This is a genomic window from Fluviibacterium sp. S390 (assembly GCF_049800695.1).
In the GTDB taxonomy this organism is placed as follows: Bacteria; Pseudomonadota; Alphaproteobacteria; order Rhodobacterales; family Rhodobacteraceae; genus Meridianimarinicoccus.
The window spans coordinates 171,385-196,235 of the sequence record NZ_JBNAFN010000006.1 but is presented as its reverse complement, the minus strand read 5'-3'; the positions used below and the strand labels follow the sequence as shown (position 1 = coordinate 196,235).

Sequence of the window (24,851 nt, the reverse complement as noted above, 5' to 3'; positions counted from 1 at the left end):
CTGGGCTGGCCGCCGAACACAGTGAAGAAAAGACCGTGATGATCGACGCGACGTATCTGAAGGCACACCGCACCGCGTCCAGCCTGGGCGTTAAAAAGGGGGGCGTGGCCGCCTGATCGGCCGAACCAAGGGCGGTATGAATACAAAGCTGCACGCCGTCTGCGACAGCCTGGGGCGACCAATCAATCTCTTCGTCACCGCCGGGCAGGTGAGCGATTACATCGGCGCACGGGCATTGGTGAGCAGCCTGCCGAATGCCGAGTGGCTGCTCGGGGACCGGGGCTATGACGCAGACTGGTTCAGAGAAGCATTGAAAGACAAGGGGATACGAGCCTGTATCCCCGGCCGAAAGCAGCGCAAGACAGCCATCAAGTATGACAAGCGTCGATACAAGCGCCGCAACCGCATCGAGATCATGTTCGGAAGACTGAAAGACTGGCGGCGTGTGGCCACTCGCTACGACCGATGCCCAAAAGTCTTCCTCTCAGCCATCGCATTGGCCGCAACCGTCATGTTCTGGCTTTGAGACAAGAACGAGTCCTGACCCTACAAGTAATCTCACTCAAGTGAATTTGCCCGACTAGTGTGCCGGTAAGGACCAACTCAATGATCGTAGCGCCAGTAAAATCCAAATCTCCGAAAACTTTGCATTTTCGGAGTGAAATCGGACAGTTGACACTGCAACCGCGTAAGTCAACGTTCCCGTTGATTTGCACACCTTCTATGTCAAGGCCTTTTGGGGGGAGTTGGTTTTTCCCCAGGTTGCCGAGAAGTAGCTCTCTTAAAAACGATCCCCGAATGACAAGCGGAGGTATTTCAGTATGATGCTCCGATTGATCGCTTTTGGCCGTTTCATCACGCAAGGTAACCAGAAACTCAATTTCAGATGGTAAGAGAGTATCTATTTTCCTATTCCCAACACTATAGTCGATTCCTATCCGTTACACTAACTCAAGCAGCCTACTCTCAATCCCAATCAAAGCAAATCACGTTGACGATTTTAGTTGGGATGTGTCTGTTTTTGCGTGACTTGAGGCTGGTTATGCAGGCCCGGCTAAAGCCTGTTTTCCGCCCATCCCCACCTCAGGCCACAACCTAAAACCCTTCACCACCCCCCTGCTGCCACGGCTTCACCAGATTCCCGAACCGCGTAAACCGGCCCTCGAAGCTCAGGTCTACCGAGCCAATCGGCCCGTGCCGTTGCTTGCCGATGATGACTTCGGCCTTGCCGTGCATCCGCTCCATGTCGTCCTGCCATTTGGCCATGGCTTCCAGATTGTCGTCGGCGGGTTTCTCGCGTTCTTTGTAATATTCGCCCCGGTAGACGAACATCACCACGTCGGCGTCTTGCTCGATGGAGCCGGATTCGCGCAGGTCCGACAGTTGCGGGCGCTTGTCGTCGCGGTTCTCCACCTGCCGCGACAGCTGCGACAGGGCGACGACGGGGATGTCCAACTCCTTGGCGATGGCCTTCAGGCCCTGCGTGATCTCGGACACCTCGTTGACGCGGCTGTCCTTGGCGGTGGCCGGGCGCACCAGTTGCAGATAGTCGACAAACAGCGCGTCCAGCCCATGGGTGCGTTTCAGGCGGCGGGCGCGGGCGGCCAGCTGGCTGATCGGCAGGGCCGGGGTGTCGTCGATGAACAGCGGGCAGGATTCCAGCGTCTTGGCGGCCTCGACAAAGCGGCGGAACTCGGCCTCGGTCATGTCGCCGCGGCGGATCTGTTCGGAGGGCACTTCCGAGGCCTCCGACAATACCCGCGCGGCCAGCTGTTCGGCCGACATCTCCAGCGAGTAGAAGCCGACGACGCCGCCATTGACCGCGCCCTCGGTGCCGTCCGGCGTGATGCCCTTCTGATAGGCCTTGGCGATGTTGAAGGCGATGTTGGTGGCCAGCGAGGTCTTGCCCATCGACGGCCGCCCGGCCAGGATCAGCAGGTCCGACCGGTGCAGCCCGCCCAGCTTCTTGTCCAGATCGTCCAGCCCGGTCGCCAGTCCCGCCAGCCCGCCGTCGCGCATATAGGCGGCATTGGCCACATTCACCGCATCGGTGACCGCCGACAGGAACGAGGTGAAGCCGCGGTCGGTCTGGCCCTTTTCGCCCAGCTTGTAAAGCGCCTGTTCGGCGGCAACGATCTGGTCCTTGGGGCCGGTGTCCACATCGACCTTGCTGGCCTGCGTGGCGATGTTGCGGCCCAGTTCGATCAGCTCGCGCCGGATCGCCAGGTCATAGATCAGCTCGGCGTAATCCTTGGCGGCGAAGGTGGAGATCGCCGCCCCCGCCAGACGGACAAGGTACTGCGGCCCGCCCAGCTCCTTCAGCCCTTCCTCGTCCTCAAGGAAGGTGGCCAGTGTCACCGGGGTGACCAGCGCATTCTTGGCGATCCGCGCGGCGGCGGCCTCATAGATCTTGCGATGCACAGGGTCGAAGAAATGCTCGGGCTTCAGAACCGAAGCGATGCGGTCGTAGATCTGATCGTTGGTCAGCAACGCGCCCAGCAGTTGCTGCTCGGCCTCGATACTGTGGGGCAGTGTGCCTTCGGCCTCCGCCTGCTCGCGCGGAACCACTGCCCCCAGCCCTGCCAAATCGTTCATGCCTGTGCCTCCGGGCCGTCTTTTTCTGGGTTGCTCGGGGGATACGCGCTCCCCCGAGTCGGTGCAATTGGATAACCCTGTGGAAATCTTGTGCAGATCCTGTGGGGTGCTGTGGACTTACCCGATCTTGCGGTGCGGGCGGCTTGTCTGTCAATATATGGGTGGGTGGCCGGGGTCATCGCCCAACCGGCAGCGCATACGACGCCCAAACCGGCATGACCGTGCAACGAAACCAGCCGTCGCGCCACGCGCCGCAGGCCCGCGCCTGACCGGCTTCAACTTCAAGGTGCAACTGCCCCGAGACGGGCGTCAGCCGCGCGCTGCTTGCCAGGCCCGCGGATCGTCGAGGAACGACTCGACTTCGGACAGCGTTTCGGCATCGAAGGCCTGCGCCGCCTTGGCCTCGGCCAGAACATCATGCCAGGTGCACAGATGATGCAGCGCGATGCCATGGTCGCCGAGGGTCTTTTCTGTCTCCGGAAAGATCCCGTAGTAGAAGATGACCGCCGTATGCCCGCATTCCGCCCCGGTCTCACGGATCGCATCCACGAAACTCAGCTTCGAGCCGCCATCGGTGGTCAGATCCTCGACCAGCAATACCCGCTGGCCCTCGGTCATCGCGCCCTCGATCCGCGCGTTGCGCCCGTAGCCCTTGGGCTTCTTGCGCACATAGGTCATCGGCAAGGCCAGACGTTCCGCCACCATGGCCGCGAAAGGAATGCCCGCGGTCTCGCCGCCCGCGATGTTGTCGAACGCTTCAAACCCGGCCTCGCGCAGCACCGTCACCGACAGGAAGTCCATCAGCGTCGACCGGATCCGCGGATAGCTGATCAGCTTGCGGCAGTCGATATAGGTGGGCGAGGGCAGGCCAGAGGCCAGCGTGAAGGGCTCCGCCGCGTTGAAATGCACCGCCTTGATTTCCAACAGCATGCGCGCGGTCAAACGCGCGATCTCGGCCTTGTCGGGATAGGAGGATGGGATCATGTTTGAAGGTCTTTCCTATTTCTTCTTGGCGCAAATACTCAAATTTCCGGCCCAGCCACAATCGAAACGCCTGAGGCCGGGGGATAGGCATGAGTATTTCTTTCCAAGAAGAAGCCTCATCAGTCCTGAACCCGCCAGTGCAGCGGGAATCCGGGGTCGAATACTGTGACGGGCCCCTCGCCTGTGTCGATCCGGGCCGGGTAGGTGACAGGGTCGCCTTTCACCAGGGTCACGGTGGTCTCGTTCACCGGCAGCTTGTAGAAGGCGGGCCCGTGGCGCGATGTGAAGCCTTCGAGCTTGTCGAGGGCGCCTTCACGCTCGAACACTTCCGCAAGGCAACTCAGCGTGTTGGTGGCGGTGAAACAGCCAGCGCAGCCGCAGGCGCTTTCCTTGTTGGCGTCCGTGTGCGGGGCGCTGTCGGTGCCAAGGAAGAAGCGCGGGTTGCCCGAGGTGGCCGCGGCGACCAGGGCGCTGCGATGGGTGGCGCGTTTTGCCACCGGCAGGCAGTAATAGTGCGGCTTGATCCCACCGACGAGGATGTGATTGCGGTCGATGATCAGGTGATGGGTGGTGATGGTGGCGCCCATCTGGCCCTCGGGCTGTTCCTTGACGTAGTCGACGCCGTCTTTCGTGGTGATGTGTTCCATCACCACGCGCAGGTTGGGGATGCGGCGGCGCAGCGGGTCAAGCACCGTGTCGATGAACACCGCCTCGCGGTCAAAGATGTCGACGTCCGGATCGGTGACCTCGCCGTGCACACAAAGCGGCAGGCCCAGCACTGCCATGGTTTCCAGCACCCGCGTGACCTTGTCGAAATCCTTCACGCCAGAGGCCGAATTGGTGGTGGCGCCCGCCGGGTAAAGCTTCACCGCCGAGATCAGGCCGATTTCAGCGGCGGCGCGCACGGATTTTGCCTCGGTCTCTTCGGTGAGATACAGCGTCATCAGCGGCTGGAACTTGTTGTTCAGCGGCTTGGCGGCCAGGATCCTGTCGCGATAGGCGGCGGCATCGGCCGGGGTCACCACCGGTGGCACCAGGTTGGGCATGATGATGGCGCGCCCGAAATGGCGGGCGGTTTCGGGCAGCACCGCGCGCAACATGTCGCCGTCGCGCAGGTGCAGATGCCAGTCGTCGGGCTGGCGGATGGTCAGGCTTTGGGTCATGGGCGTCGCATAGCGAAAATCGCGGCGGGGTGCCAGAGCCTGTGACGCGGGGCACCTTGTGGATTCGCCGCGCATCGTCGTCCGTCCGATTGTGCTATTGCAGCATTTTTGAAATCTCAGGCGGCGGGAAAACGCGCAAAACACCGCAATATTGTCACGGTATGGCCGAAATCCGGGATCAAACCGGCAAATGCCCCGCATTTTCGCTATGCTGCAGTTGCACAATGTGCAAGAGTGCTCACATGCGGAGAGTAGGTTTTTCCGCGGGGCGTCGCCATTGCGCGCAACGCGGCGACTTCGTGGAGTTGCTAGGTTTCTGGGTCACCCCCACCCGTGCCGGACCGTTGTGGTTTTCCCGGCAGCAGACAAAGCCAAGGCGAGGCCGGAGGTTTTCGGCCGTCGCAGAGATGGAGAAAGTGAAATGATGTTGACGCCGCTCGATATCTGGCGCCAGAGCATGGAATTCTGGTTTCGGAGTACCACGACGCAGGTCGAGATGACCCGTCGGATGATGGCGATGTTCCCGTCGTGGAACATCATTGCGGTCGATGGTTCGGTTGTGGCCAATGCGCCCAAACCCGCGCCGGCGCCCAAACCCGCTGCGCCGAAGGCCGAAAAGCCGTCCCTGAAGGCCGTGCCCGATGCCGTGAAGCCGGCGCCGCGCCGCAAGGTGACGCCGAAGCCCGCCCCGGCACAGGATGCCAAGCCGCTGGAAACCGTTGTGGCCAAGCCGCTCGAAACCGTTGTGGCCCAGACGGTTGCTCCGGTCGAAGCCGAAGCCCCCGTGCAGCCGAAACCGAAGCCGGCCCCGCGTCGCAAGGCAGCGCCCAAGGCCGCACCGGCCCCTGCTGCGGCTCCGGCCCCGGCGCCCGCCGCGAAAACGACCAAAGCCCCTGAAGCGGCCGAGGTTCCGGCCAAACCGGCCCCGCGCAAGCGTGCCGCGGCCAAGCCGGCGACCGTCAAGCCCGATGCACCGGATGCGACCTCGCGCCGTCGCCGGACCCCGGCCAAGCCGCAGGTTCCGGACGCGCTGAAGCCGACCGACAGCCAGAGCTGATCTGGATTTGACCGTGCGGCCTGCCAGTCGCGCGGTCCTCGGCCTGCCGGTCCGGCGGGCCGCCCCACCCGCGGGCAACCCGGGATCATGTAGAACAAGAAAGCAGGCGCCATGATGGCTTCCGATCCCGCCGCAACAATGCCCGAAACCAATGTCGACGCCGGTTGGCTGTACGATGTGACCCATACCGGCACCAGTCTGGCCGCGATGGCCTCGGAAGCGCAAACGGTGATCGCAATGCGCACCCTGGGCATGCTGGGGTTCTGGCCGATGGGGTTGGGCGAAAATACCCAGATGATCATGGAAAAGCCTGCCGCGATGGTGCAGGCGGCGGATGAGGCGATGCGCGCCACGCTGCAGGGGCTGCGCCCCGACCAGGTGCTTGGTGCCGCGCTGGAGCCGATCCGGGCCTGCACCCAGGACAATGCCCACCGGTTGACCCGGCTCGACATCTGGGATCGCAACTGACCCGAGATTGCATCCGCCCATGGGCGGGACCGGGGAGATCGCTGACCAGGGCGGATGCCCGGACAGGATAGGCGCACGGCTTTGCCGTTGCGCCTTTTTGCTGTGCTGCGCGCAGGATGGCACCAACAGCCATGCAAAACGCACAGGGCTGGCTTGCGCAACTGAGTGTTGCTGCGGGACTTGGCTGGGGATACCACTCGGCCCCGGGAAGAATACGATGGTATACCATGCAGGAGTTTGCCCAATGGCCCAGTCCCTGGCCGCTTCGAACCCCGGTTTCCTTTCCAGTCCGCTTCAGGCGGTTGCCGAGATGTTCGACAAGGTGACCTGGTCGGATGAGTTTCGGCAGCGGGTGGCGGCATTGGATGCGCTTTCCGACCGGCAGCTGGCACGCAAGGGCCTGCGGCGGAGCGAAATCTCGCGCCACGTTCTGCGGGACATGTCCCTGAGCTGAGCGCAACGGCTGATCGGCATCCGCAGCACCCAGAACCCGGCCCTTGTGCGGGGTCACCGTTTTCCGCACATGGATCCGCGCGCCGCATAGGCGAAACTTGCGCCAGTGGGGTGAATCCATAGGGTAGGCCTATGACGGTCACCCTGCGCCAATTGCGATACTTCAAGGCTCTGGTCGAGGCCGGACATTTCGGCATCGCGGCCGAGCGGATGCACGTCAGCCAGCCGGCGCTGTCGGTCCAGATCAAGGAGCTGGAGCTGACCCTTGGCGGGCGGCTGGTGGAGCGTCTGCCCCGCGAAATCCGGCTGACCCCGCGCGGACGGGCGGTTCTGGCGCGGGCCGAACGGATCCTGATGGAAGTGACGGAACTGGAAAGTGCGGCGCGCCGTGACGGGCCGGATGCGGTGATCCGGCTGGGGGTGATTCCCACCGTGGCGCCCTATCTGCTGCCGGCGGTGTTCGAGGATCTGGCGGCGCAGGGGCAGCTGCGGTTGCAGGTGCGCGAAGCGCAGACCGCGACCCTGACGGCTGAACTGCTGGACGGGCGGCTGGATGCACTGCTGATGGCGCAGCCCGACCGGGATGCCCGGTTGGTTGCGCAACCGCTGGTCGAAGACCGCTTCCTGCTGGCGGGCACGGTGCCGCGTCTGGCGCGGGTTGCGGCCCGGATGGAGCATCTGCGGCCCGCGCTATTGGATCCCGACGATCTGTTGTTGCTGGATGAAGGCCATTGCCTGGCCGATCAGGCGCTGGAGGTCTGTGCGCTGGATCGCAACGCCCTGCGGGTCGATCTGGGGGCGGCCTCTCTGGCGACGCTGTGCCGTCTGGTGGCGGCCGACCACGGGCTGACCCTGTTGCCGGAACTGGCGCTGGCCAGCGAATGCGCAGCCTCGCCCGAAATCGCCTTGCGCCGGTTCGAGACACCACAGCCGTTCCGGGTTCTGGCGCTGGTGCGCCGGTCAGGTGCGGCAGAGGAGCCCTGGGTGCAGGATCTGGCCGATCTGCTGACGCGTGCCGGACGGCGGGTGCAGACGGCTGCCGCGCAGCAGGCATAACCGGCCCGCCGAAACGCAAAAGCGGGCCCCGAAAGGCCCGCTCCGAATCTGCGACTGTGGCTGCGATCAGGCAGCAGCAGTGGCGTTGGCTTCGCGCAGATAGTCCAGCACGGTTTCCGGCGAGGACACGCCATAGGGATCTTCGCCGTGGTTGTCGGCCAGGCCGGGCTCTTCGAACCAGGCTTCGACGGTGCCGTCATTGACGATGGCGGCATAGCGCCAGGACCGGGCACCGAAGCCGACGTTGTCCTTGGCGACCAGCATGCCCATCTTGCGGGTGAACTCGGCCGAACCGTCGGGGATCACCTTGACGTTCTTCAGGCCCTGGCCCTCGGCCCATTTGTTCATGACGAAGCTGTCGTTGACCGACAGGCAGTAGATCGCGTCGATGCCTTCGGCCTTGAAATCGTCAAAGCCGTTTTCGAAGCCCGGCAGCTGGTAGGTCGAGCAGGTCGGTGTGAAGGCACCGGGCAGGGCGAACAGGACCACGCGCTTGCCGGCGAAAAAGTCGGAAGTGGTCTTGTCCTGCCAGCGGAAGGGGTTCGGACCTTCGATGCTGTCATCGCGGACGCGGGTGTGAAAGGTCACTTCGGGAAGTTTGAGGCCAGCTTTCATGGGGACTATCCTGTATCAGACGCTAACATTTGCCGCGCTGCGGCATGACTCTGATTTAGAAATGTTCTAAACCAGTTACAAGGCCGAAGCGGGGATTTTTGCCAGGGCATGGCGGCTATGCGTTTTAAACGCGGGACAAGTCAGCATGTCTGGCCTATATATGCGGCACTGGAGGAGGAACGTGATGCGTGATCTGAACATCCCCGAACAGCGCCACCCCGAAAAGGCGCATCGGTCCGACAATGCCCAGCCGCGCAAGCCAAGCTGGATTCGCGTCAAGGCGCCGATGTCGGACGGGTACAAGAAGACCCATCAGATCATGCGCGAGCACAAGCTCACCACCGTCTGCGAAGAAGCAGGCTGCCCCAATGCCGGCGAATGCTGGAGCCAGGGCCACGCCACCATGATGATCATGGGCGAGATCTGCACACGCGGCTGCACATTCTGCAACGTGGCCACGGGCCGTCCGGATGCGCTGGATGCGTTTGAGCCGGGCCGGGTGGCCGATGCGGTCAAGAAGCTGGGCCTGAACCATGTGGTCATCACCTCGGTGGACCGTGACGATCTGGAAGATGGCGGGGCGGAGCATTTCGCCCAGACCATCCGCGCGGTGCGGCACCGGGCGCCCGACACCACGATCGAGATTCTGACGCCGGATTTCCTGAAATGCTCGGACGACGTGCTGGAGGTCGTGGTTGCGGCCAAGCCAGACGTGTTCAATCACAATCTGGAAACCGTGCCGGGCCTGTACCCCGAAGTGCGCCCCGGCGCGCGCTATTTCCACTCGTTGCGGCTGTTGCAGCGGGTCAAGGAACTGGATCCGACGATGTTCACCAAGTCGGGCATCATGGTCGGTCTGGGCGAGGACAAGCAGTCCGTGCATCAGGTGATGGACGACATGCGCGCCGCCGACATCGATTTCCTGACCATCGGCCAATACCTGCAGCCGACGCTCAAGCATCACGTGGTGGATCGCTTCGTGACGCCCGATGAATTCAAGGCCTACGAGAAAGCCGCCTATGGCAAGGGCTTCCTGATGGTCTCGGCGACGCCGCTGACGCGGTCGTCCTATCATGCGGGCGACGATTTCGCCCGGCTGCGCGACGCCCGCCTGGCCAAGCTGGCCAAGGGCTGACCGCACACAGCTTCATGCATGAAAAAGGGGCCCGCGGGCCCCTTTGTTGTCTCTGGTTGGCGCTAAAGCCGAAGGCTCACTTCTGGGCGCGATAGTCCTTGTGGCACGCCTTGCAGGTGCCGCCGATGGCACCCAGCGCCGGTCCAAGGGTCTCGGGCGAGGTGATCTGCGAGGCCGCGTTTTCCGCTGCCACGCGCAGCGCATCCGCTTTCTCGGAGAAACCGGCATAGTTCTGCCAGATTGCCGGCAGGGCTTCCGAGGTCGCGCTGGTTTCTTCCGCCTCGAACAGGGCCGGCACCTCGGCCGCGGTCTGGGAAATGGTGGCGGCAGCCGCCTGTGCCTTTTCCGCGTCGAAGGGCGTTTCGCCCTTGGCCATGTCGCCCAACACCTTGGTGTTGCCGCCGATGGTCTTCATGGCTTCCATGCGCGCCTTGATGATCGGGTTGGTTTCCTCGGCATGGGACAGGGCCATGGTGCCAAGCGTGAGCGGCACGACGAGGGCAAGACTGGTCAGGAATTTCATTGGGGGGTCTCCTAGGCTTGGGTGAAAAGGTCAGGGGGCAGAGGCCACCGGCGGCAGGGCCCCCAGATAGGCGGCAATCGCGGCGCGATCCTCGGGTGTCAGTTTCGCCATGTTGCTGACCACATGGGCCATATGGCCGCCGACACTGTCGAAATCGGGTGTGAAGCCGGTTTCAAGGTAATAGGCCACGTCGGTGGCGGACCAATCCAGCGCGGCCGGGGTGATGTTGGGCACCTTGCCCTTGCCCGAGGGGTCCGGCGCGCCACCCATCCAGCGGTCGATGTCCATGCCGCCCAACGCCGTGCGCGGGGTATGGCATTCGCCGCAATGGGCCAGCGCCTCGACCAGATAGCGCCCGCGCGCCAGTTGCGGATCGTCACCCACCGGCAGCACCCAGTGGTCGGACAGATACAGCAGGTTCCAGCCAAACATCGCGCGGCGGATGTTGAACGGAAAGCCCACCTGGTGCGGCTGGCTGGGCACATCGGACGCGGGCAGGGTGTCCAGATGGGCCTTCAGGTTGGCGATGTCCTGAAGCGCCATGTGGGAGTAGGCGGTATAGGGAAAGGCCGGATAGTAATGCTCCCCCTCGGGGCTGACACCGCGGGTCAGGGCGCCCGCCAGATCGGCCAGGTCCCAGCCGCCGATGCCGTGATCGGGGTCGGACGAGATGTTGGGGGCAATGAATGTGCCGAAATCAGAGGGAAACTTCTGGCCCCCGGACAGCACCAGTTGCGCCTCGCCCTCGGCTCCCGGCGCCATGTGGCACGAGGCACAACCGGCGGCGGTGAAGATGGTTTGTCCGGCCACCGGATCGCCGGTCAGCCCGGCGACGGCGCTTTCGGGCAGGGGACGCCCTGCAGAAACGACCCACCCCAATCCGGCCAGAGCACACAGGACAATCAGACCAAGAAATAGACGCGACATGCAGGCTCCGGCACAATGAAATGCAGTGTTTACGAAATCCTTGCACATTGATTGGCCGCTGTCCTGCCCCTTGGTCACCGCCTCACAGGGGTGTGATCGGGGCTCCGCGCCGCCCGACGCCCCGGTCCGGGGTCAGCCAGTCGGGCCAGCCGTACAGGTGTTCCCACAGCACGAAGGCAGCGCAGAGCGCGAGGATCAGCAGCAGGATCCGGAATTGCGCCCAGCTTGGCGGCCGCCGCACCAGGTTGGACATCCGCATGAGCCATTCCGGCGGGATCATTCGGTAAAGCGCACCTTGCCGATATAGGGCAGGTTGCGGTTGCGCTGGGCGTAGTCGATGCCATAGCCGACGACGAATTCATCCGGAATCTGGAAGCCGGTCCAGTCGGCCTGTACATCGACCTCGCGGCGCGAGGGTTTGTCCAGCAGCACGATCGAGCGCAGCGAGGCCGGCTTGCGCTGCTTCAGCAGGCCAACGACGTGCGACATGGTATGGCCAGTGTCGATGATATCCTCGACCAGCAGCACGTCCCGGCCCTCGATGCCGCTGCGCAGATCCTTCAGGATGCGGACCTCGCGGCTGGAGATGGTGGAGTCGCCGTAAGAGGAGGCCTCGATGAAATCGACCTCGATATCCAGGTCCAGCTCGCGCACCAGGTCGGCGATGAAGACGAACGAGCCGCGCAACATTCCCACCACGACCAGCTTGTCGACACCGGCATATTGAGTCTCGATCTGGCGGGCCAGATCTTCGATCCGGGCGGCAATGGCCTTGGCCGAGATCATCGGATCGATTACATAGCTGCGGTCTGACATATCGTCCCCTTGATTTCACGGGGCAACTTTACGATACGGGCGCCCAATGTCTTGCCGTCAAAAGGACACAGATGCCCCGTCACGCCGAAAAACGCCATATGCCCTATAGCGCGGACCAGATGTATGCGCTGGTTGCCGATGTGGCCGCCTACCCGGAATTCCTGCCGTGGTGTGCTGCGGCCCGCATCCGGTCGCGCACGCCCAAGGGCGACTCGCTGGTGATGGAGGCGGATCTGGTGATCTCGTTCAAGGTGTTCCGCGAACGCTTTGGCAGCCGTGTCACCCTGTGGGACGAGGCGCGCAAGATCGACACCGAATACCTGGACGGCCCGTTCAAGTTCCTGAAATCGCATTGGGTGTTCGAACCGGCCGAGGATGGCGGCTGCGACGTCGATTTCTTCGTGGATTTCGAATTCAAGAACCGGGTGTTGCAGAAGGTGATCGGCGTGGTGTTCCACGAGGCCATGCAGCGCATCGTGCGCGCCTTCGAGGACCGCGCCAAGGCGCTGTACGGCGCGTCAGGCGTCTAGGGCAGCTTCCAGCAAGTCCAGCGCCCGCGCCACGGTGGCGGCGCGCACCTGCGTTCGGCCAATGGCGCCGAAGTCCTGTGTTTCGATCCGGGTGGGCTGGCCGGTCATGGCAAGGCCGAAACAGACCCGACCTTCGGGCTTGTGCTCCGACCCGCCCGGCCCGGCGATGCCGGTGACGGAAACCGCCAGTTGCGCGTCCGACCGGGCCAGCGCGCCCTCGGCCATTTCGCGCGCCACCTGTTCCGACACCGCGCCATGGGCGTCCAGCGTGTCGGCCCGCACCCCCAGCATCGCCTGTTTGGCCGCGTTGGAATAGGTGACGAAGCCGCGATCCACCACGTCGGACGATCCCGCGACCTCGGTCAGCGCGCCCGCGATCAGCCCGCCGGTGCAGCTTTCGGCAGTGGCAATCAGCAGCCCACGGGCGCGGGCCTTGTCCAGAATGCGTGTGACGGTCATTGGCCCATCAGCCCGTGCGAGACCCCGGCGGCCAGCGCCACCACCACGGCGGCCATGATGCCCGCGATCAGGTCGTCCAGCATCACGCCCCAGGGGGTGTTCTTGCGGTCGGCCCAGCCGACAGGACCGGGTTTCCAGATGTCGAACAGGCGGAACATCACGAAGGCCCCGATCCAGCCCGGAAAGGGAAAGATCCACGGATCCACGCCCGCGTGCCACAGGCCCGCCGACAGGGGCCAAAGCGCGATCCAGATCCCGGCAGTCTCATCAATCACCCATTCGGACGCATCATGCGCCCCGGTCAGCGCCTCTTCCTGCGCGATGGCCCAGGTGCCGACGGCAATGACGATCAGCGTGGCCAGGACGAGGCCCGGAAAGCCGGTCAGCCCGTGAATGACCCAAGCCAGCGGGATCGAGGCGACGGTGCCCCAGGTGCCGGGTGCCGGGCGGATCAGCCCGACGCCGCCAAGGGTGCAGATGGCACGGGTCAGTCTCATGCCTGCACCAGTGCGGCTGTTGCGATGGCGGCGATGCCTTCGCCCCGTCCGGTGAACCCCAGCCGTTCCGAGGTGGTGGCCTTGACGCTGATGCGCCCGGCCTCCAGCCCCATGATCTTGGCCAGCCGCGCCTGCATGGCGGCGGCGTGGGGCCCGATCTTGGGCATTTCGCAGACCAGCGTGCAATCGACATTGGTGATGGCAAAGCCCCGGCTGGCGGCCAGATCGACCGCGTGTTTCAGGAAGATGTCGCTGGGCGCGCCCTTCCACTGCGGATCCGAGGGCGGAAAGTGGCGGCCAATGTCACCTTCGGCCAGCGCGCCATAGATGGCGTCGGTGATGGCGTGCATGCCAACATCGGCATCCGAATGGCCCAGAAGCGCCTGGTCGTGGGGCACGGTGATGCCGCACAGCACAACGCCGTTGCCTTCGCAGAACTTGTGAACGTCGTAGCCATTGCCGAGGCGGATATCCATCTGCGCTCCTTCGCGTTCGCCCAGCAGACGTTCGGCGCGGGCGAAGTCCTGGGGCAGGGTGATCTTGATGTTGTTCTCATCCCCGGCGGTGATGGCCACGTCAAGCCCGTGGGCGCGGGCGACCTCTACATCGTCGGCGGCACCGCCGGGGTGGGCGGCATGGGCGGCGCGGATGGCTGACAGGTGAAAGCCCTGCGGGGTTTGCGCCCGGAACAGGCCTGTGCGGTCCTGGGTGCCGGTGACCTGCCCGTCGGCACCGCGCCACAGTGCATCGGTGACCGGAAGGGCCGGGGCCGCGCCGGGATGGGTCGCCAATGCGGCCAGCACGCCGTTGATCACCGCGCGGTTGACCAGCGGTCGCGCGGCATCATGGATCAGCACGCGGTCGCAACTGTCGGGTGCCGCCGCCAGCCCGGCCTGCACCGAGGCATCGCGGCTGGCCCCGCCGTGCACCACGCTCAGCGGCAGGTCCGGGTGGGGCAGGGCCGCGAACAGATCGGCGTCCTCGGGGTGGATCACCACCACCAGCGCCGAAATCTGCGGATGCCGCGCCAGCGCCCGCAGGGTATGCGCCAGCACCGGTTCCCCGCGCAGGGGCTGGTATTGCTTGGGCAGTGCGCCTCCGGCGCGGGTGCCGCGCCCGGCAGCAACGATGACAGCAGCGGCGGTCATGAGATCCTCCGATCAGTTGCCGATTGTTTAGGACTTGCACCCGTGAGAGACAATCCATGCCCGACAGCCGGGATTATCGCCTAAAAAATATGCACAACCGGGCTGAGGCGTCTTAAGTTCGCCCGTCCACTTTGCTATTGCGCAGGGGGCACGTACAGAAAAGAGACATTCGCGTAAGGATTGAGCAGTTGTCCATTCGTTTGGCACATCAGGAAATCGCACCCAACGTGGTGCTGGCACCGATGGCGGGGATCACCGATCTGCCGTTCCGTCGGCTTGTGTCCCGTTTCGGCGCCGGTCTGGTGGTGTCGGAAATGGTCGCCAGCCAGGAAATGGTGCAGGCCAAGCCCGGCGTGCGTGAGCGCGCCGAACTGGGCTTTGGCGAGACCCGCAGCGCCGTGCAACTGGCCGGGCGCGATCCCTATTGGATCGCCGAGGCCGCGCGCATGGTCGAGGCCAATGGCGCCCGCATCATCGACATCAACATGGGTTGCCCGGCGAAGAAAGTGGTGGGCGGCCTGTCGGGCTCGGCCCTGATGCGCGATCTGGATCTGGCGCTGCGTCTGGTCGAGGCGGTGGTGGCCGCCGTGTCGGTGCCGGTGACGCTGAAAACCCGGCTGGGCTGGGATCACGACTGCCTGAATGCGGCAGAGCTGGGATCCCGCGCCGCCGATGCCGGGGTGCAGATGCTGACCGTTCATGGGCGCACCCGCTGCCAGTTCTACAGGGGGCGGGCCGATTGGGCAGCGATTGCCCCGGTGGTCGATGCGCTGGACATCCCGGTGCTGGCCAATGGCGACATTTGCAACGGTGCGGATGCTCGGGCGGCACTGGCGGCTTCGGGCGCGGCGGGCGTCATGGTCGGGCGCGGGGCGCAGGGCCGGCCCTGGGCGCTGGCGCAGATCGCCGCCGATCTGTACGGCCAGCCCGCGCCGGAGATTCCCCAAGGGAGAGATTTCGTGGACATGGTCAAGGACCATCACAAGGACATGCTGAGCTTTTACGGCGCAAGCCTGGGCCTGCGCGTCGCGCGCAAGCATCTGGGCTGGTACATGGACACCGCCAATACACCCGCGGCGCTGCGGCGCGAGGTTCTGACCGCCACCGCCCCGGCGCAGGTGCATGTCCTGCTGCCCCTGGCGCTGGATGCCCATGCGGAGTTGGCCGCATGACCGAGAACTGGGCCGAAACCCTCTGGGCGTCGCTGCCGGTGCCGGCGGTGCTGGTCGATGCCGGGGACAAGATCCTCGACATGACGCCGGCGGCGGAATCCTTCCTGAACACTTCGGTCAAATCGGTGCGCGGCTCTCCGGTCTGGGACAAGGTGATGGTCGATGCGCCGCTGGAGGATGCCTTCGCGCGGGTGCGTTCGGACAGGGCGGGCCTGTATATCAACGACGTGGATGTGGGCAGTGGCAACCGCGCCCCGGCGCAATGCAACCTGCAGATCGGGCCGGTGATGCGCGATCCGGGGCTGGTTCTGGTGCTGTTTGAGCCGCGCCAGATCGCCGAGCGCATGGATCGCGCCAATTCGATGAAATCGGCGGCGAAATCGGCCATCGGCATGGCCGAGATGCTGGCCCACGAGATCAAGAACCCGCTGGCGGGCATCACCGGGGCGGCGCAGCTTCTGGCGATGGGGCTGCGCGGCGAGGATCTGGAACTGACCGATCTGATCGTGGGCGAGGCCCGGCGCATCACCAAGCTGCTGGACCAGGTCGAGCAATTCGGCAACCTGCGCCCGCCGGAACGCAAATCGGTGAACCTGCACGATCTGCTGGATCGCGCCCGCAAGTCCGCCGCCCTTGGCGTCGCGGCGCGGATGCGGATCGTCGAGGACTACGATCCCTCGCTGCCCAACACCCATGTGGACGGTGACCAGATGTTGCAGGTGTTCCAGAATCTGATGAAGAACGCCGCCGAAGCTTCGGATCCGCGGGATGGCGGCACCATCACCCTGCGCACCTTCTATGACATGGCGCTGCGCGTGCGCCGCAGCGATGGCAGCCACGCGCGGCTGCCCCTGCAGGTCGAGATCATCGACGACGGACCCGGCATTCCCGCCGATATCGTCGACGACATCTTCGATCCCTTTGTATCGGGTCGCGAAAACGGCACCGGGTTGGGGCTGGCCCTGGTGTCGAAGATCGTCTCGGATCATGACGGCTGGGTTGGCGTGGAAAGCACGCCGGGCCGCACCGTGTTCCGCATTTCCCTGCCTGTCGCCCCCAAAGAAGAGACGGAGACGCCCTGATGGATGGCACGATCCTGGTGGCCGATGACGATCGCACGATCCGCACGGTCCTGACCCAAGCCCTGACACGCGCCGGCTGCAAGGTGCATGCGACCTCCTCGCTGATGACGCTGATGCGCTGGGTCGAAGAGGGCAAGGGCGACCTTGTGATCTCGGACGTCATCATGCCCGATGGCAACGGACTGGAGACCCTGCCGAAGATCAGCGAGGCGCGGCCGGGCCTGCCGGTGATCGTGATCTCGGCACAGAACACCATCATGACGGCGATCCAGGCGGCCGAGGCCGAAGCCTTCGACTATCTGCCCAAGCCCTTTGACCTGCCCGACCTGATGCGACGCGCCGGGCGCGCGCTGGAGGTCAAGCGCCGCGCCCCGGTGCAGCGCGATCCGGTGGACGAGGACGCCGACGAACTGCCGCTGGTGGGCCGCACCCCGGCCATGCAATCGCTGTACCGGCTGGTGGCGCGGGTGATGAACACCGAACTGTCGGTGATGATCTCGGGCGAAAGCGGCACCGGCAAATCCCTGATCGCGCGCGCCATCCATGACTTCAGCGATCGGCGGGCGATGCCCTTCGTGGTGGCCTCGGCGGCGGATCTGGTTGGGGTCGATGGCCCGGCCAGCCTGATGGCGCGGGCGCGCGGCGGCTCGATCCTGTTCGACGAGGTCGGCGATTTCGACCTTGAGGCGCAGGCCAGGGTCGTGCGGATGCTGGACGGTTTCGGCGATCCGTCGCCGCGGATCATGGCCACCTCGCAAGAGGATCTGAGCGGGCGCATCGACGACGGTGGCTTCCGGCAGGATCTGTATTACCGGCTGAGCGGCGTGACGGTGCAGGTGCCCGCGCTGCGCGAACGGGTCGATGACATTCCGCTTCTGGCCGATCATTTCCTGGCCCGCGCCGAGCGGGACGGCGCCCCGGCCCGTCGGTTCGACGACACCGCGATGGAGATGATCCGCGCCTATTCCTGGCCCGGCAACGTGCGGCAGTTGGAAAATACCGTGCGCCGCCTTGTGGTGACCAGCCCGGAAGATCAGATCTCGAAGGCCGATGTGGAACACGTGCTGGGCAACCAGCCGGCGATGGAGCCGATAGGCGGGCGGGCTGCCGATACCGACAAGCTGTCGGCCTCGGTCGGGGCGCATCTGAAACGCTATTTCGATCTGCATGGCGGCGTGCTGCCACCGCCGGGCCTGTATCAGCGTATCCTGCGCGAGGTTGAAATGCCGCTGATCGAGATCGCGCTGGATGCCACCGGCGGAAACCAGGCAAAATGCGCCGATCTGCTGGGGATCAACCGAAATACGTTGCGCAAGAAGATCACCGACCTTGATATCCGCGTGACACGCCGGCGAAAATTGATGTAAGCGTGCAACAGGGCGTTGCAGCCCTGCCGCAGGTATGACATCCGCGGCAACGCGACGATCAATCTGTTCGAGGTCCGGCATGCGTGCAGACCTGGGTCGGTCGACCTGGCTCATGCTCAACGAATTCAGTCGCCGCCGACGGGTGCGAACCGGGGCCACCTTTGCCATGGTGATCCTCGGGCCGACCCTGGCCGTGGCGACCTTCCTTGTGCTCGGGCCTCTGGCGCTGGGATCGTCAAGCGGCGGCCTGCGCTTCGTGCTGCTGCTGGACTTCGTCTATATCCTGACCCTTGCCGCACTGGTGCTGTACCGCATCGCCGGGATGATCGCGGCACGACGGGCGCATTCCGCCGGATCGCGGCTGCACCTGCGCCTGACCGGGGTGTTCACGCTGGTGGCGCTGATCCCCACGGTTCTGGTGGCGGTCTTCGCCGGGCTGACGGTGAACATGGGGCTTGAGGGCTGGTTTTCAGAACGGGTGCAATCGGTGATCGGCGCCTCGCTGGACGCCGCCGAAGCCTATCAGGAAGAACAGCGCCGCGACCTGAAGACCGATGCCAGCGCACTGGCGGAACTGCTGAACGCCCAGCAGCAGCGGGTGTTCGTGGTCTCGGACGGAGAGTTCCGGCAGGTGCTGGCGCAGGGGCAGGCGCAGATCCAGCGCGGACTGAAAGAGGCCTATGTGATCGACGGACAGGCCGAGATCCGGGCCCGTGGCGAACGTTCCTACCTGTTTGGCTATGATGCGCCGGAACAGGGGCTGCTGACCACGTCGCGCACCGATGGCGTGCAGGTGATCGAGGATTGGGATGCCAACGAGTTTCGGGCGCTGGTACATCTGGACGCGTTCGTGGATCGCTATCTGCTGGTGTCGCGTCAGGTCGATGGCGACTTGCTGAACCTGCTGGATGATACCCAGCAGACCGCGCAACTGTACCAGCAACTTGAGCGCGATCGCGGCCGGATGCTGTTCGAGTTCTCGCTGCTGTACCTTGGCTTTGCCGTCATGCTGATGCTGGCGGCGGTCTGGCTGGGGCTGTGGTTCGCCGAACGGCTGTCGCGCCCGGTGGGCCGTCTGGCCGGGGCCGCGCAGCAGGTCGGCGAGGGCAATCTTGAGGTGCGGGTGCGCGAAGAGAAGGGTGATGACGAGATCGCCGTCCTGGGCCGCGTGTTCAACCAGATGACCCGCCAGTTGAAACGTCAGCGCCAGACCCTGCTGGATACCAATGCCAAGAACGAACAACGCCGCCGCCTGTTCGATTCGGTGCTGTCCTCGGTCTCGGCCGGGGTCATGGGGCTGGATGCGGATGGCCGCATCGACTTCATCAACCGGTCCGGGGCGCGGCTGATCTTCATGGAGGACGAACCGGTATCCGGGCGCGCCATGGCCGAGGTCGTGCCCGAATTCCTGCCGCTTCTTGAAACCCTGCGCCACGGGCGCGAGGATTTCGCCCAGCAGGAGGTCAAGCTGCGGCGCGGCGGGGTGCAGGACATTTTGCTGGTGCGCATGGGAATGCGGTTTGGCAACGACCGCGTGATCGAGGGCTTCGTGGTGGCCTTTGATGATGTCACCGATCTGGTCTCGGCGCAGCGGATGGCGGCCTGGGGCGACGTGGCCCGCCGCATCGCCCATGAGATCAAGAACCCGCTGACCCCGATCCAGCTGTCGGCCGAGCGCATCAACCGCAAGTTCGGCCGCGCGCTGGAGGCCGAGGATGCCGAGAAACTGGGGCAACTCACGGATGTGATCGTGCGCCAGACCGGCGACCTGCGCCGCATCGTCGACGAATTCTCGAAATTCGCGCGGATGCCCGTGCCGGAACCCGAACGCGAAAACCTGACCAAACTGGTGAAAGACGCCGTGCTGTTGCAATCCACGGGCCAGCCCGAGGTGCAGATGACCAGCGACATGCCGTCCGAACCGGCGCTGGCCGATCTCGACGCCACGCTGATTTCGCGGGCACTGGTCAATGTGCTGAAGAACGCCTGCGAGGCGGCCTTGGCGTGCAAGGATCGTCCCGAGGACGAAGGGGCACAGGTGCGGGTGTCGCTGGAAATCCTCGACCACCAGTTGCGCCTGACGGTCGAAGACAACGGTGCGGGCTTCCCGCCGGACCGGGCCAAGCTGTTCGAACCCTATGTGACCAACCGCGAAGGCGGCACCGGGCTGGGCCTGCCGATCGTCAAGAAGATCGTGGACGACCACGGCGGACGGGTGCGGCTGGAAGATGCCGACCCCTTCGGCCCCAGCGCGCACCGGGGGGCCTGCGTCGTCGTGACCCTTCCGCGCGCGGGCGATGAACTGCAGGACGCGGCGCAATGATGACACCGGGCATGACAATAAACGAAAAGGGAGCCAACCCGTGACAGATATCCTGATCGTGGATGACGAACGTGACATCCGGGAACTGATTTCCGATATTCTGGAAGACGAGGGGTTCACCACCCGTCTGGCCGGCAACTCGGACGATTGCCTGAAGGCGCTGGACGACGGGCTGCCCGGCCTGATGATCCTGGATATCTGGCTCAAGGACAGCCAGATGGACGGCATCGACATCCTGACCAAGGTCAAGCGCGAAACCCCGGACGTGCCGGTGGTCATCATCTCGGGGCATGGCAACATCGAAATCGCGGTCGCCGCCATCAAGCAGGGCGCCTATGACTTCATCGAAAAGCCGTTCAACATCGACCAGCTTCTGGTGGTCATCCGCCGCGCCATGGAAACCTCGCGCCTGCGCCGCGAGAACACCGAATTGCGCCGCGCCGAGGTTTCGACCGGCGATCTGATCGGCTCCAGCCCGCCGTTCAAGCTGCTGCGCAGCCAGTTGGAAAAGGTGGCCAAGACCAACAGCCGGGTGTTGCTGACCGGCGGGCCGGGGTCGGGTAAGGAAAGTGCGGCGCGCTATATCCACGCCCATTCGGGGCGCGCGGGCGGCAGTTTCGTCATGCTCAACTGCGCCTCGGTCTCGCCCGACCGGATGGAACACATCCTGTTCGGGCAGGAGGCGGACGGCCAGCGGGTCGAACCGGGGCTGCTGGAACAGGCGGACAAGGGCACGCTGTATCTGGACGAGGTCGGCGACCTGCCCCCCGACACGCAGGCCCGCATCCTGCGGGTGCTGGTCGAACAGCAGTTCCAGCGCATCGGCGGCACCGCGCGGATCAAGGTGGATGTGCGCATCATCTCGTCCACCGCGCGCAATCTTGAGCTTGAGATCGAACAGGGCCGGTTCCGGCAGGAGCTGTTCCACCGTCTGGCCGTGGTGCCCCTTGCGGTTCCCGGTCTGGACGAACGCCGCGCCGACATTCCCGAGATCGCCGAGCATCTGATCGACCAGTTCCACGACCGCGATGGCCTGGTCCGCCGCCCGCTGAGCGAGGAGGCCGCGGCAACCCTGCAATCCATGGTCTGGCCCGGCAATATCCGCCAGTTGCGCAACATGATCGAACGGGTGCTGATCCTGGGGTCCGGCGACGGCGAGATCCAGGCCCGCGAACTGCCCAACATGGATGCCGCACCGGGCGACGAGGATGAACGCGTGGTGCTGTCGTCGGCCATTGCCCGGCTGCCGCTGCGCGAGGCGCGTGAATTGTTCGAACGCGAATACCTGCTGACCCAGATCAACCGTTTCGGCGGCAACATCTCGCGAACCGCGAATTTCGTCGGCATGGAACGCTCGGCGTTGCACCGGAAGCTGAAATCGCTGAACGTCGTCACATCGACCCGCGCCGGGGCGCGCGTGGCGGTGGTTGAAGAGCCGGATGAAGAGTAACGCATTGGTCGGCCCGCCCAGGGCCAGACACGGGGAGCGTAGCGCATGAAGGTCATCATTTGCGGCGCCGGGCAGGTCGGCTGGCAGATCGCCCGCCATCTGGCCGGAGAGCGCAACGAGGTCACCGTGGTGGACCACAACGAGGAACTCGTGCGCCGCGCCACCGACCAGCTGGACGTGACCGGGGTGACCGGCTTTGCCTCTTATCCCAACGTGCTGGAACGGGCCGGGGCGGAAGACGCCGACATGATCATTGCCGCCACCTATTCGGACGAGGTCAACATGGTGACCTGCCAGGTGGCGCATTCGGTCTTCGGCGTGCAGCGCAAGATCGCGCGGCTGCGGGCGCAAAGCTATCTCGACACCATCCATTCGGATCTCTATCGCCGCGATCACCTGCCCATCGACGTGGTCATCAGCCCCGAGAAGGAAGTGGCCGAGGCGGCGTTGCAGCGGCTGGCCGCACCTTCGACTTTCGACATCGAGAGCTTTCTGGACGACAAGGCGCAGCTCATGGGGGTGCAGCTGAGCGACGACTGCCCGGTGCTGAACACGCCCCTGCGCCAGTTGACCGATCTGTTCTCGACCCTGCGCGCCATCGTCGTGGGGGTGCGCCGCGAGGGCACGCTGTTTGCGCCCGAGCCGCGCGACCAGCTGTTCGCCGGCGATCAGGTCTATGTGTTCAGCCATACCGACGACGCCCAACGCGCGCTGGAAATCTTCGGCAAGAGCCAGAGCCGCCAGACCCGCGTGGTCATTGTCGGCGGTGGCAACGTCGGCCTGACGGTGGCCAGTGCGCTGGAAGCCCGTACCGACCGGGTACGGGTCAAGGTGATCGAGAAGGATCGCAAGGTGGCCGAAGCCGCCGCCGAGGCGCTGGAACGCACCATCGTGCTGAACGGCGACGGGCTGAACGCGGATCTTCTGGCCGAAGCCAACATCACGAAGGCCGACGCGCTGCTGGCGGTGACCGATGACGACAAGACCAACCTGCTGACGGCGGTGCGGGCCAAGTCGCTGGGCTGTCCGCTGACGATCTCGCTGGTCAATGACCCCGCGCTTCTGCCGCTGATGGGGCCGTTGCACATCGACGCGTATATCAACCCGCGCTCGACCACGGTGTCATCGATCCTGCGCCACGTCCGCCATGGCCGGGTGCGCAGTGTCTATTCCATCGGCGACGCCGAGGCCGAGGTGCTGGAAGCGCAGGTGCTGAAGACCGCCACGCTGGCCGGGCAGCAGGTGCGCGACATCGACCTGCCCGAAGGCGTGCTGATGGGGCCGCTGCGCAAGGGCGACAAGATCCTCATCCCGCACGGCGGCACGCGGATCGAAGAGGGCGACGTGGTCACCTTCTTCGCGTTGTCGGAAGATGTGCCGGAAGTGGAACGGCTTTTGCAGGTCTCGATTGACTACTTCTAGGATCCGCCGCAAGACCCAGCATCAACGCTGGTACGACCGTTTGCCGCTGCTGGTGATGACGGCGGCGGTGGCGGCGGCGCTGATGCTGGTGCCCGCGATCTATGCCGGCTGGGTCGGCGATCACGATGCCGGCCGGCCGTTCCTGTATGGCGCGCTGACCTTCGCAACGATCATCATGTTCATCGGCCTTTCGGTCTGGACCATGGATCAGAACAACGCCGCGCGGGCCATGCTGCTGTCGCTGGTCGGCACCTTCGCCCTGTTGCCTGTCATGCTGGCGCTGCCGGTGGTTGAGGCGATGCCGGGGCTGAGCTTCCGCTCCGCCTATCTGGAAATGGTGTCCAGCCTGACCACCACCGGCGCCACGGTGTTCTCGGTGCCGTCGCGGGTGCCGGAGACGGTGCATCTGTGGCGGGCGCTGATGGGATGGTACGGCGGGTTCATCATGTGGGTGGCCTCGATCGCCATCCTGGCACCGCTGCGGATCGGCGGGTTCGAACTGGTGCTGACCTCGGTGTCGCTGGGCCGCGATGCCACCCTTGGCCGCGCGACCATGGCCGAATACCCGATGCAGAGGGTCTGGCGATTCTGCCGGGCGCTGGCACCGATCTATGCCGGGCTGACCCTTGTGGCCTGGCTGGCGCTGCTGGTGGCGGGAGAGACCCCCTTCATCGCCGCCTGTCATGCCATGTCGGTGCTGTCGACCAGCGGGATTTCGCCGGTGGCGACGCTGGGGCAGGCCGCGTCGGGGCTGGCCGGCGAGATCGTGCTGTTCATGTTCCTGTTCTTCGCTCTCAGCCGGGGCCTGTTCGCCCGCGATGTGCCGACACCGCTGGGCCGCAAATGGTACCAGGATCCCGAACTGCGGCTGGCGGTGGTGATGATCACCGTGGTGCCGCTGCTGGTGTTCAGCCTGCATTGGGTGTCGCTGCTGGAGGTGCTGGTTCTGGCGACGGATCTGCAACCGCTGCGCGGCTACTGGGGCGGGCAGTTCATGACCCTGTCGTTCCTCAGCACCGGCGGCTTCATTTCGGCGGACTGGGAAACCGCGCGCAACTGGTCGGGGCTGACCACGCCGGGGCTGATCCTGATGGGGCTGGCGATGATCGGGGGCGGGGTGGCGACCACCGCCGGGGGCGTGAAACTGCTCAGGGTCTATGCGCTGGCCCGTCACAGCCAGTTCGAGATGGCCAAGCTGGTGCACCCGTCGATTGTCGCCAATCCCGGCACCCGCCTGCGCCGGTTCAAGCCCGAGGCGGCCTATGTGGCCTGGCTGTATTTCATGATCTTCGCGGTCACCATCGCCGCGCTGATGCTGGCGTTCGCGGTGGTGGGGGCCGATTTCGATACCAGCCTCGTGCTGACCGTCGCCGGGCTGACCACCACCGGGCCGCTGACCATCGTTGCCGGGGATGTGCCGATCGAACTGGGGCTGCTGAGCGGCCCGCAGCAATTGCTGTTGTGCGTGGCCATGGTGCTGGGGCGGCTGGAAACGCTGGCGCTGATCGCCCTGCTGAACCCGGAATTCTGGCGCTCCTGACCCTGTCGATGCAAAAATGCTGCAAGTGCGAAGTGATATTTCCGCATCCCGCGCGCCGTCTGGCCTTCA

At 64.8% G+C, this 24,851-nt stretch carries 24 protein-coding genes and 1 pseudogene; 14 read left to right on the top strand and 11 right to left on the bottom strand.

Features of this window, described 5'->3' with window-relative positions:
- Positions 1-526, top strand: a pseudogene (locus ACP15K_RS07310) (IS5 family transposase); the annotation flags it as partial.
- Between the two features lie 569 nt (positions 527-1,095).
- Here ACP15K_RS07310 and ACP15K_RS07305 read toward each other — a convergent pair.
- From ACP15K_RS07305 to pyrC, 3 genes are all read right to left on the bottom strand, one after another.
- The gene (locus tag ACP15K_RS07305) at positions 1,096-2,595 is read right to left on the bottom strand and encodes a replicative DNA helicase (protein WP_424990156.1); all 1,500 of its coding nucleotides are present in this window, start codon (positions 2,593-2,595) and stop codon (positions 1,096-1,098) included.
- A 309-nt stretch (positions 2,596-2,904) separates the two neighbouring features.
- Positions 2,905-3,579 carry an orotate phosphoribosyltransferase gene (locus tag ACP15K_RS07300; RefSeq protein ID WP_193141201.1) on the bottom strand — a complete coding sequence of 225 codons (675 nt, stop codon included), beginning with the start codon at positions 3,577-3,579 and terminating at the stop codon, positions 2,905-2,907.
- 119 nt (positions 3,580-3,698) lie between these two features.
- The gene (gene pyrC, locus ACP15K_RS07295) at positions 3,699-4,742 is read right to left on the bottom strand and encodes a dihydroorotase (RefSeq protein WP_424990155.1); all 1,044 of its coding nucleotides are present in this window, start codon (positions 4,740-4,742) and stop codon (positions 3,699-3,701) included.
- A gap of 421 nt (positions 4,743-5,163) precedes the next feature.
- Between pyrC and ACP15K_RS07290 the strand changes: the two genes are divergently transcribed.
- From ACP15K_RS07290 to ACP15K_RS07275, 4 genes are all read left to right on the top strand, one after another.
- Entirely contained in the window at positions 5,164-5,799 is a 636-nt protein-coding gene (locus ACP15K_RS07290; protein ID WP_193141199.1) for a hypothetical protein, read from the top strand.
- Positions 5,800-5,913: 114 nt separating this feature from the next.
- The gene (locus tag ACP15K_RS07285) at positions 5,914-6,267 is read left to right on the top strand and encodes an antibiotic ABC transporter (RefSeq protein WP_424990154.1); all 354 of its coding nucleotides are present in this window, start codon (positions 5,914-5,916) and stop codon (positions 6,265-6,267) included.
- Positions 6,268-6,511: 244 nt separating this feature from the next.
- The gene (locus tag ACP15K_RS07280; RefSeq protein WP_193141198.1) at positions 6,512-6,721 is read left to right on the top strand and encodes a hypothetical protein; all 210 of its coding nucleotides are present in this window, start codon (positions 6,512-6,514) and stop codon (positions 6,719-6,721) included.
- A gap of 131 nt (positions 6,722-6,852) precedes the next feature.
- Positions 6,853-7,776 carry a LysR substrate-binding domain-containing protein gene (locus tag ACP15K_RS07275; RefSeq protein WP_193141197.1) on the top strand — a complete coding sequence of 308 codons (924 nt, stop codon included), beginning with the start codon at positions 6,853-6,855 and terminating at the stop codon, positions 7,774-7,776.
- A gap of 66 nt (positions 7,777-7,842) precedes the next feature.
- Here ACP15K_RS07275 and ACP15K_RS07270 read toward each other — a convergent pair whose 3' ends face one another.
- Positions 7,843-8,391, bottom strand: a complete 549-nt coding sequence (locus ACP15K_RS07270; protein ID WP_424990153.1) for a peroxiredoxin — start codon at positions 8,389-8,391, stop codon at positions 7,843-7,845.
- Positions 8,392-8,575: 184 nt separating this feature from the next.
- Between ACP15K_RS07270 and lipA the strand changes: the two genes are divergently transcribed.
- Positions 8,576-9,526, top strand: a complete 951-nt coding sequence (gene lipA, locus ACP15K_RS07265; RefSeq protein WP_424990152.1) for a lipoyl synthase — start codon at positions 8,576-8,578, stop codon at positions 9,524-9,526.
- A gap of 76 nt (positions 9,527-9,602) precedes the next feature.
- Here the strand turns inward: lipA and ACP15K_RS07260 are convergent, their stop codons facing one another.
- From ACP15K_RS07260 to hpt, 4 genes are all read right to left on the bottom strand, one after another.
- Positions 9,603-10,049, bottom strand: coding sequence for a c-type cytochrome (locus ACP15K_RS07260; RefSeq protein WP_193141194.1), 447 nt, complete (start codon positions 10,047-10,049; stop codon positions 9,603-9,605).
- 30 nt (positions 10,050-10,079) lie between these two features.
- The gene (locus ACP15K_RS07255) at positions 10,080-10,976 is read right to left on the bottom strand and encodes a c-type cytochrome (RefSeq protein WP_193141193.1); all 897 of its coding nucleotides are present in this window, start codon (positions 10,974-10,976) and stop codon (positions 10,080-10,082) included.
- Between the two features lie 82 nt (positions 10,977-11,058).
- On the bottom strand, positions 11,059-11,235 hold the full coding sequence (locus ACP15K_RS07250; protein WP_226925769.1) for a hypothetical protein: 177 nt from the start codon (positions 11,233-11,235) through the stop codon (positions 11,059-11,061).
- A 17-nt stretch (positions 11,236-11,252) separates the two neighbouring features.
- Positions 11,253-11,792, bottom strand: a complete 540-nt coding sequence (hpt, locus tag ACP15K_RS07245; protein ID WP_193141192.1) for a hypoxanthine phosphoribosyltransferase — start codon at positions 11,790-11,792, stop codon at positions 11,253-11,255.
- A gap of 71 nt (positions 11,793-11,863) precedes the next feature.
- On the opposite strand from hpt, the gene ACP15K_RS07240 reads away from it, so the two are divergent.
- Entirely contained in the window at positions 11,864-12,322 is a 459-nt protein-coding gene (locus ACP15K_RS07240; protein ID WP_193141191.1) for a type II toxin-antitoxin system RatA family toxin, read from the top strand.
- Here ACP15K_RS07240 and ACP15K_RS07235 read toward each other — a convergent pair.
- The 3 genes from ACP15K_RS07235 to ACP15K_RS07225 are packed head-to-tail and all read right to left on the bottom strand — an operon-like array spanning position 12,311 to position 14,426.
- A complete protein-coding gene (locus ACP15K_RS07235) occupies positions 12,311-12,781 on the bottom strand; it encodes a CinA family protein (RefSeq protein ID WP_424990151.1) in 471 nt (156 codons plus the stop codon). The genes ACP15K_RS07240 and ACP15K_RS07235 overlap by 12 nt on opposite strands.
- On the bottom strand, positions 12,778-13,278 hold the full coding sequence (locus tag ACP15K_RS07230) for a phosphatidylglycerophosphatase A family protein (RefSeq protein ID WP_424990150.1): 501 nt from the start codon (positions 13,276-13,278) through the stop codon (positions 12,778-12,780). Before ACP15K_RS07230 ends, ACP15K_RS07235 begins: the two co-directional genes overlap by 4 nt.
- The gene (locus ACP15K_RS07225; RefSeq protein ID WP_193141188.1) at positions 13,275-14,426 is read right to left on the bottom strand and encodes a bifunctional 2-C-methyl-D-erythritol 4-phosphate cytidylyltransferase/2-C-methyl-D-erythritol 2,4-cyclodiphosphate synthase; all 1,152 of its coding nucleotides are present in this window, start codon (positions 14,424-14,426) and stop codon (positions 13,275-13,277) included. Before ACP15K_RS07225 ends, ACP15K_RS07230 begins: the two co-directional genes overlap by 4 nt.
- 188 nt (positions 14,427-14,614) lie before the next feature.
- Here ACP15K_RS07225 and dusB point away from each other — a divergent pair, with 188 nt between their 5' ends.
- The 7 genes from dusB to ACP15K_RS07190 all read left to right on the top strand — a co-directional run bounded on the left by dusB (position 14,615) and on the right by ACP15K_RS07190 (position 24,782).
- Positions 14,615-15,598, top strand: a complete 984-nt coding sequence (gene dusB / locus ACP15K_RS07220) for a tRNA dihydrouridine synthase DusB (protein WP_424990149.1) — start codon at positions 14,615-14,617, stop codon at positions 15,596-15,598.
- Positions 15,595-16,680, top strand: a complete 1,086-nt coding sequence (locus ACP15K_RS07215; protein WP_424990148.1) for a two-component system sensor histidine kinase NtrB — start codon at positions 15,595-15,597, stop codon at positions 16,678-16,680. The genes dusB and ACP15K_RS07215 overlap by 4 nt, the downstream gene beginning before the upstream one ends.
- Complete coding sequence (locus ACP15K_RS07210) at positions 16,680-18,047, top strand: response regulator (protein ID WP_193141185.1); 1,368 nt, start codon at positions 16,680-16,682, stop codon at positions 18,045-18,047. Before ACP15K_RS07215 ends, ACP15K_RS07210 begins: the two co-directional genes overlap by 1 nt.
- Positions 18,048-18,126: 79 nt before the next feature.
- A complete protein-coding gene (locus ACP15K_RS07205) occupies positions 18,127-20,370 on the top strand; it encodes a sensor histidine kinase NtrY-like (protein WP_193141184.1) in 2,244 nt (747 codons plus the stop codon).
- Between the two features lie 40 nt (positions 20,371-20,410).
- Positions 20,411-21,820 (top strand): sigma-54-dependent transcriptional regulator, encoded by a 1,410-nt coding sequence (locus ACP15K_RS07200; RefSeq protein WP_319022448.1) that lies wholly within the window; start codon positions 20,411-20,413, stop codon positions 21,818-21,820.
- Between the two features lie 45 nt (positions 21,821-21,865).
- Complete coding sequence (gene trkA / locus ACP15K_RS07195; RefSeq protein WP_193141182.1) at positions 21,866-23,242, top strand: Trk system potassium transporter TrkA; 1,377 nt, start codon at positions 21,866-21,868, stop codon at positions 23,240-23,242.
- On the top strand, positions 23,229-24,782 hold the full coding sequence (locus ACP15K_RS07190) for a TrkH family potassium uptake protein (protein WP_226925768.1): 1,554 nt from the start codon (positions 23,229-23,231) through the stop codon (positions 24,780-24,782). Before trkA ends, ACP15K_RS07190 begins: the two co-directional genes overlap by 14 nt.
- The last annotated feature ends 69 nt before the right edge of the window (positions 24,783-24,851 follow it).

Bases quoted from the DNA above. Each gene is read 5' to 3' on its own strand.
- ACP15K_RS07305 (WP_424990156.1), bottom strand. From the start codon at position 2,595: ATGAACGATTTGGCAGGGCTGGGGGCAGTGGTTCCGCGCGAGCAGGCG.
- ACP15K_RS07300 (WP_193141201.1), bottom strand. From the start codon at position 3,579: ATGATCCCATCCTCCTATCCCGACAAGGCCGAGATCGCGCGTTTGACC.
- pyrC (WP_424990155.1), bottom strand. From the start codon at position 4,742: ATGACCCAAAGCCTGACCATCCGCCAGCCCGACGACTGGCATCTGCAC.
- ACP15K_RS07290 (WP_193141199.1), top strand. From the start codon at position 5,164: ATGATGTTGACGCCGCTCGATATCTGGCGCCAGAGCATGGAATTCTGG.
- ACP15K_RS07285 (WP_424990154.1), top strand. From the start codon at position 5,914: ATGGCTTCCGATCCCGCCGCAACAATGCCCGAAACCAATGTCGACGCC.
- ACP15K_RS07280 (WP_193141198.1), top strand. From the start codon at position 6,512: ATGGCCCAGTCCCTGGCCGCTTCGAACCCCGGTTTCCTTTCCAGTCCG.
- ACP15K_RS07275 (WP_193141197.1), top strand. From the start codon at position 6,853: ATGACGGTCACCCTGCGCCAATTGCGATACTTCAAGGCTCTGGTCGAG.
- ACP15K_RS07270 (WP_424990153.1), bottom strand. From the start codon at position 8,391: ATGAAAGCTGGCCTCAAACTTCCCGAAGTGACCTTTCACACCCGCGTC.
- lipA (WP_424990152.1), top strand. From the start codon at position 8,576: ATGCGTGATCTGAACATCCCCGAACAGCGCCACCCCGAAAAGGCGCAT.
- ACP15K_RS07260 (WP_193141194.1), bottom strand. From the start codon at position 10,049: ATGAAATTCCTGACCAGTCTTGCCCTCGTCGTGCCGCTCACGCTTGGC.
- ACP15K_RS07255 (WP_193141193.1), bottom strand. From the start codon at position 10,976: ATGTCGCGTCTATTTCTTGGTCTGATTGTCCTGTGTGCTCTGGCCGGA.
- ACP15K_RS07250 (WP_226925769.1), bottom strand. From the start codon at position 11,235: ATGCGGATGTCCAACCTGGTGCGGCGGCCGCCAAGCTGGGCGCAATTC.
- hpt (WP_193141192.1), bottom strand. From the start codon at position 11,792: ATGTCAGACCGCAGCTATGTAATCGATCCGATGATCTCGGCCAAGGCC.
- ACP15K_RS07240 (WP_193141191.1), top strand. From the start codon at position 11,864: ATGCCCCGTCACGCCGAAAAACGCCATATGCCCTATAGCGCGGACCAG.
- ACP15K_RS07235 (WP_424990151.1), bottom strand. From the start codon at position 12,781: ATGACCGTCACACGCATTCTGGACAAGGCCCGCGCCCGTGGGCTGCTG.
- ACP15K_RS07230 (WP_424990150.1), bottom strand. From the start codon at position 13,278: ATGAGACTGACCCGTGCCATCTGCACCCTTGGCGGCGTCGGGCTGATC.
- ACP15K_RS07225 (WP_193141188.1), bottom strand. From the start codon at position 14,426: ATGACCGCCGCTGCTGTCATCGTTGCTGCCGGGCGCGGCACCCGCGCC.
- ACP15K_RS07215 (WP_424990148.1), top strand. From the start codon at position 15,595: ATGACCGAGAACTGGGCCGAAACCCTCTGGGCGTCGCTGCCGGTGCCG.
- ACP15K_RS07210 (WP_193141185.1), top strand. From the start codon at position 16,680: ATGGATGGCACGATCCTGGTGGCCGATGACGATCGCACGATCCGCACG.
- ACP15K_RS07205 (WP_193141184.1), top strand. From the start codon at position 18,127: ATGCGTGCAGACCTGGGTCGGTCGACCTGGCTCATGCTCAACGAATTC.
- trkA (WP_193141182.1), top strand. From the start codon at position 21,866: ATGAAGGTCATCATTTGCGGCGCCGGGCAGGTCGGCTGGCAGATCGCC.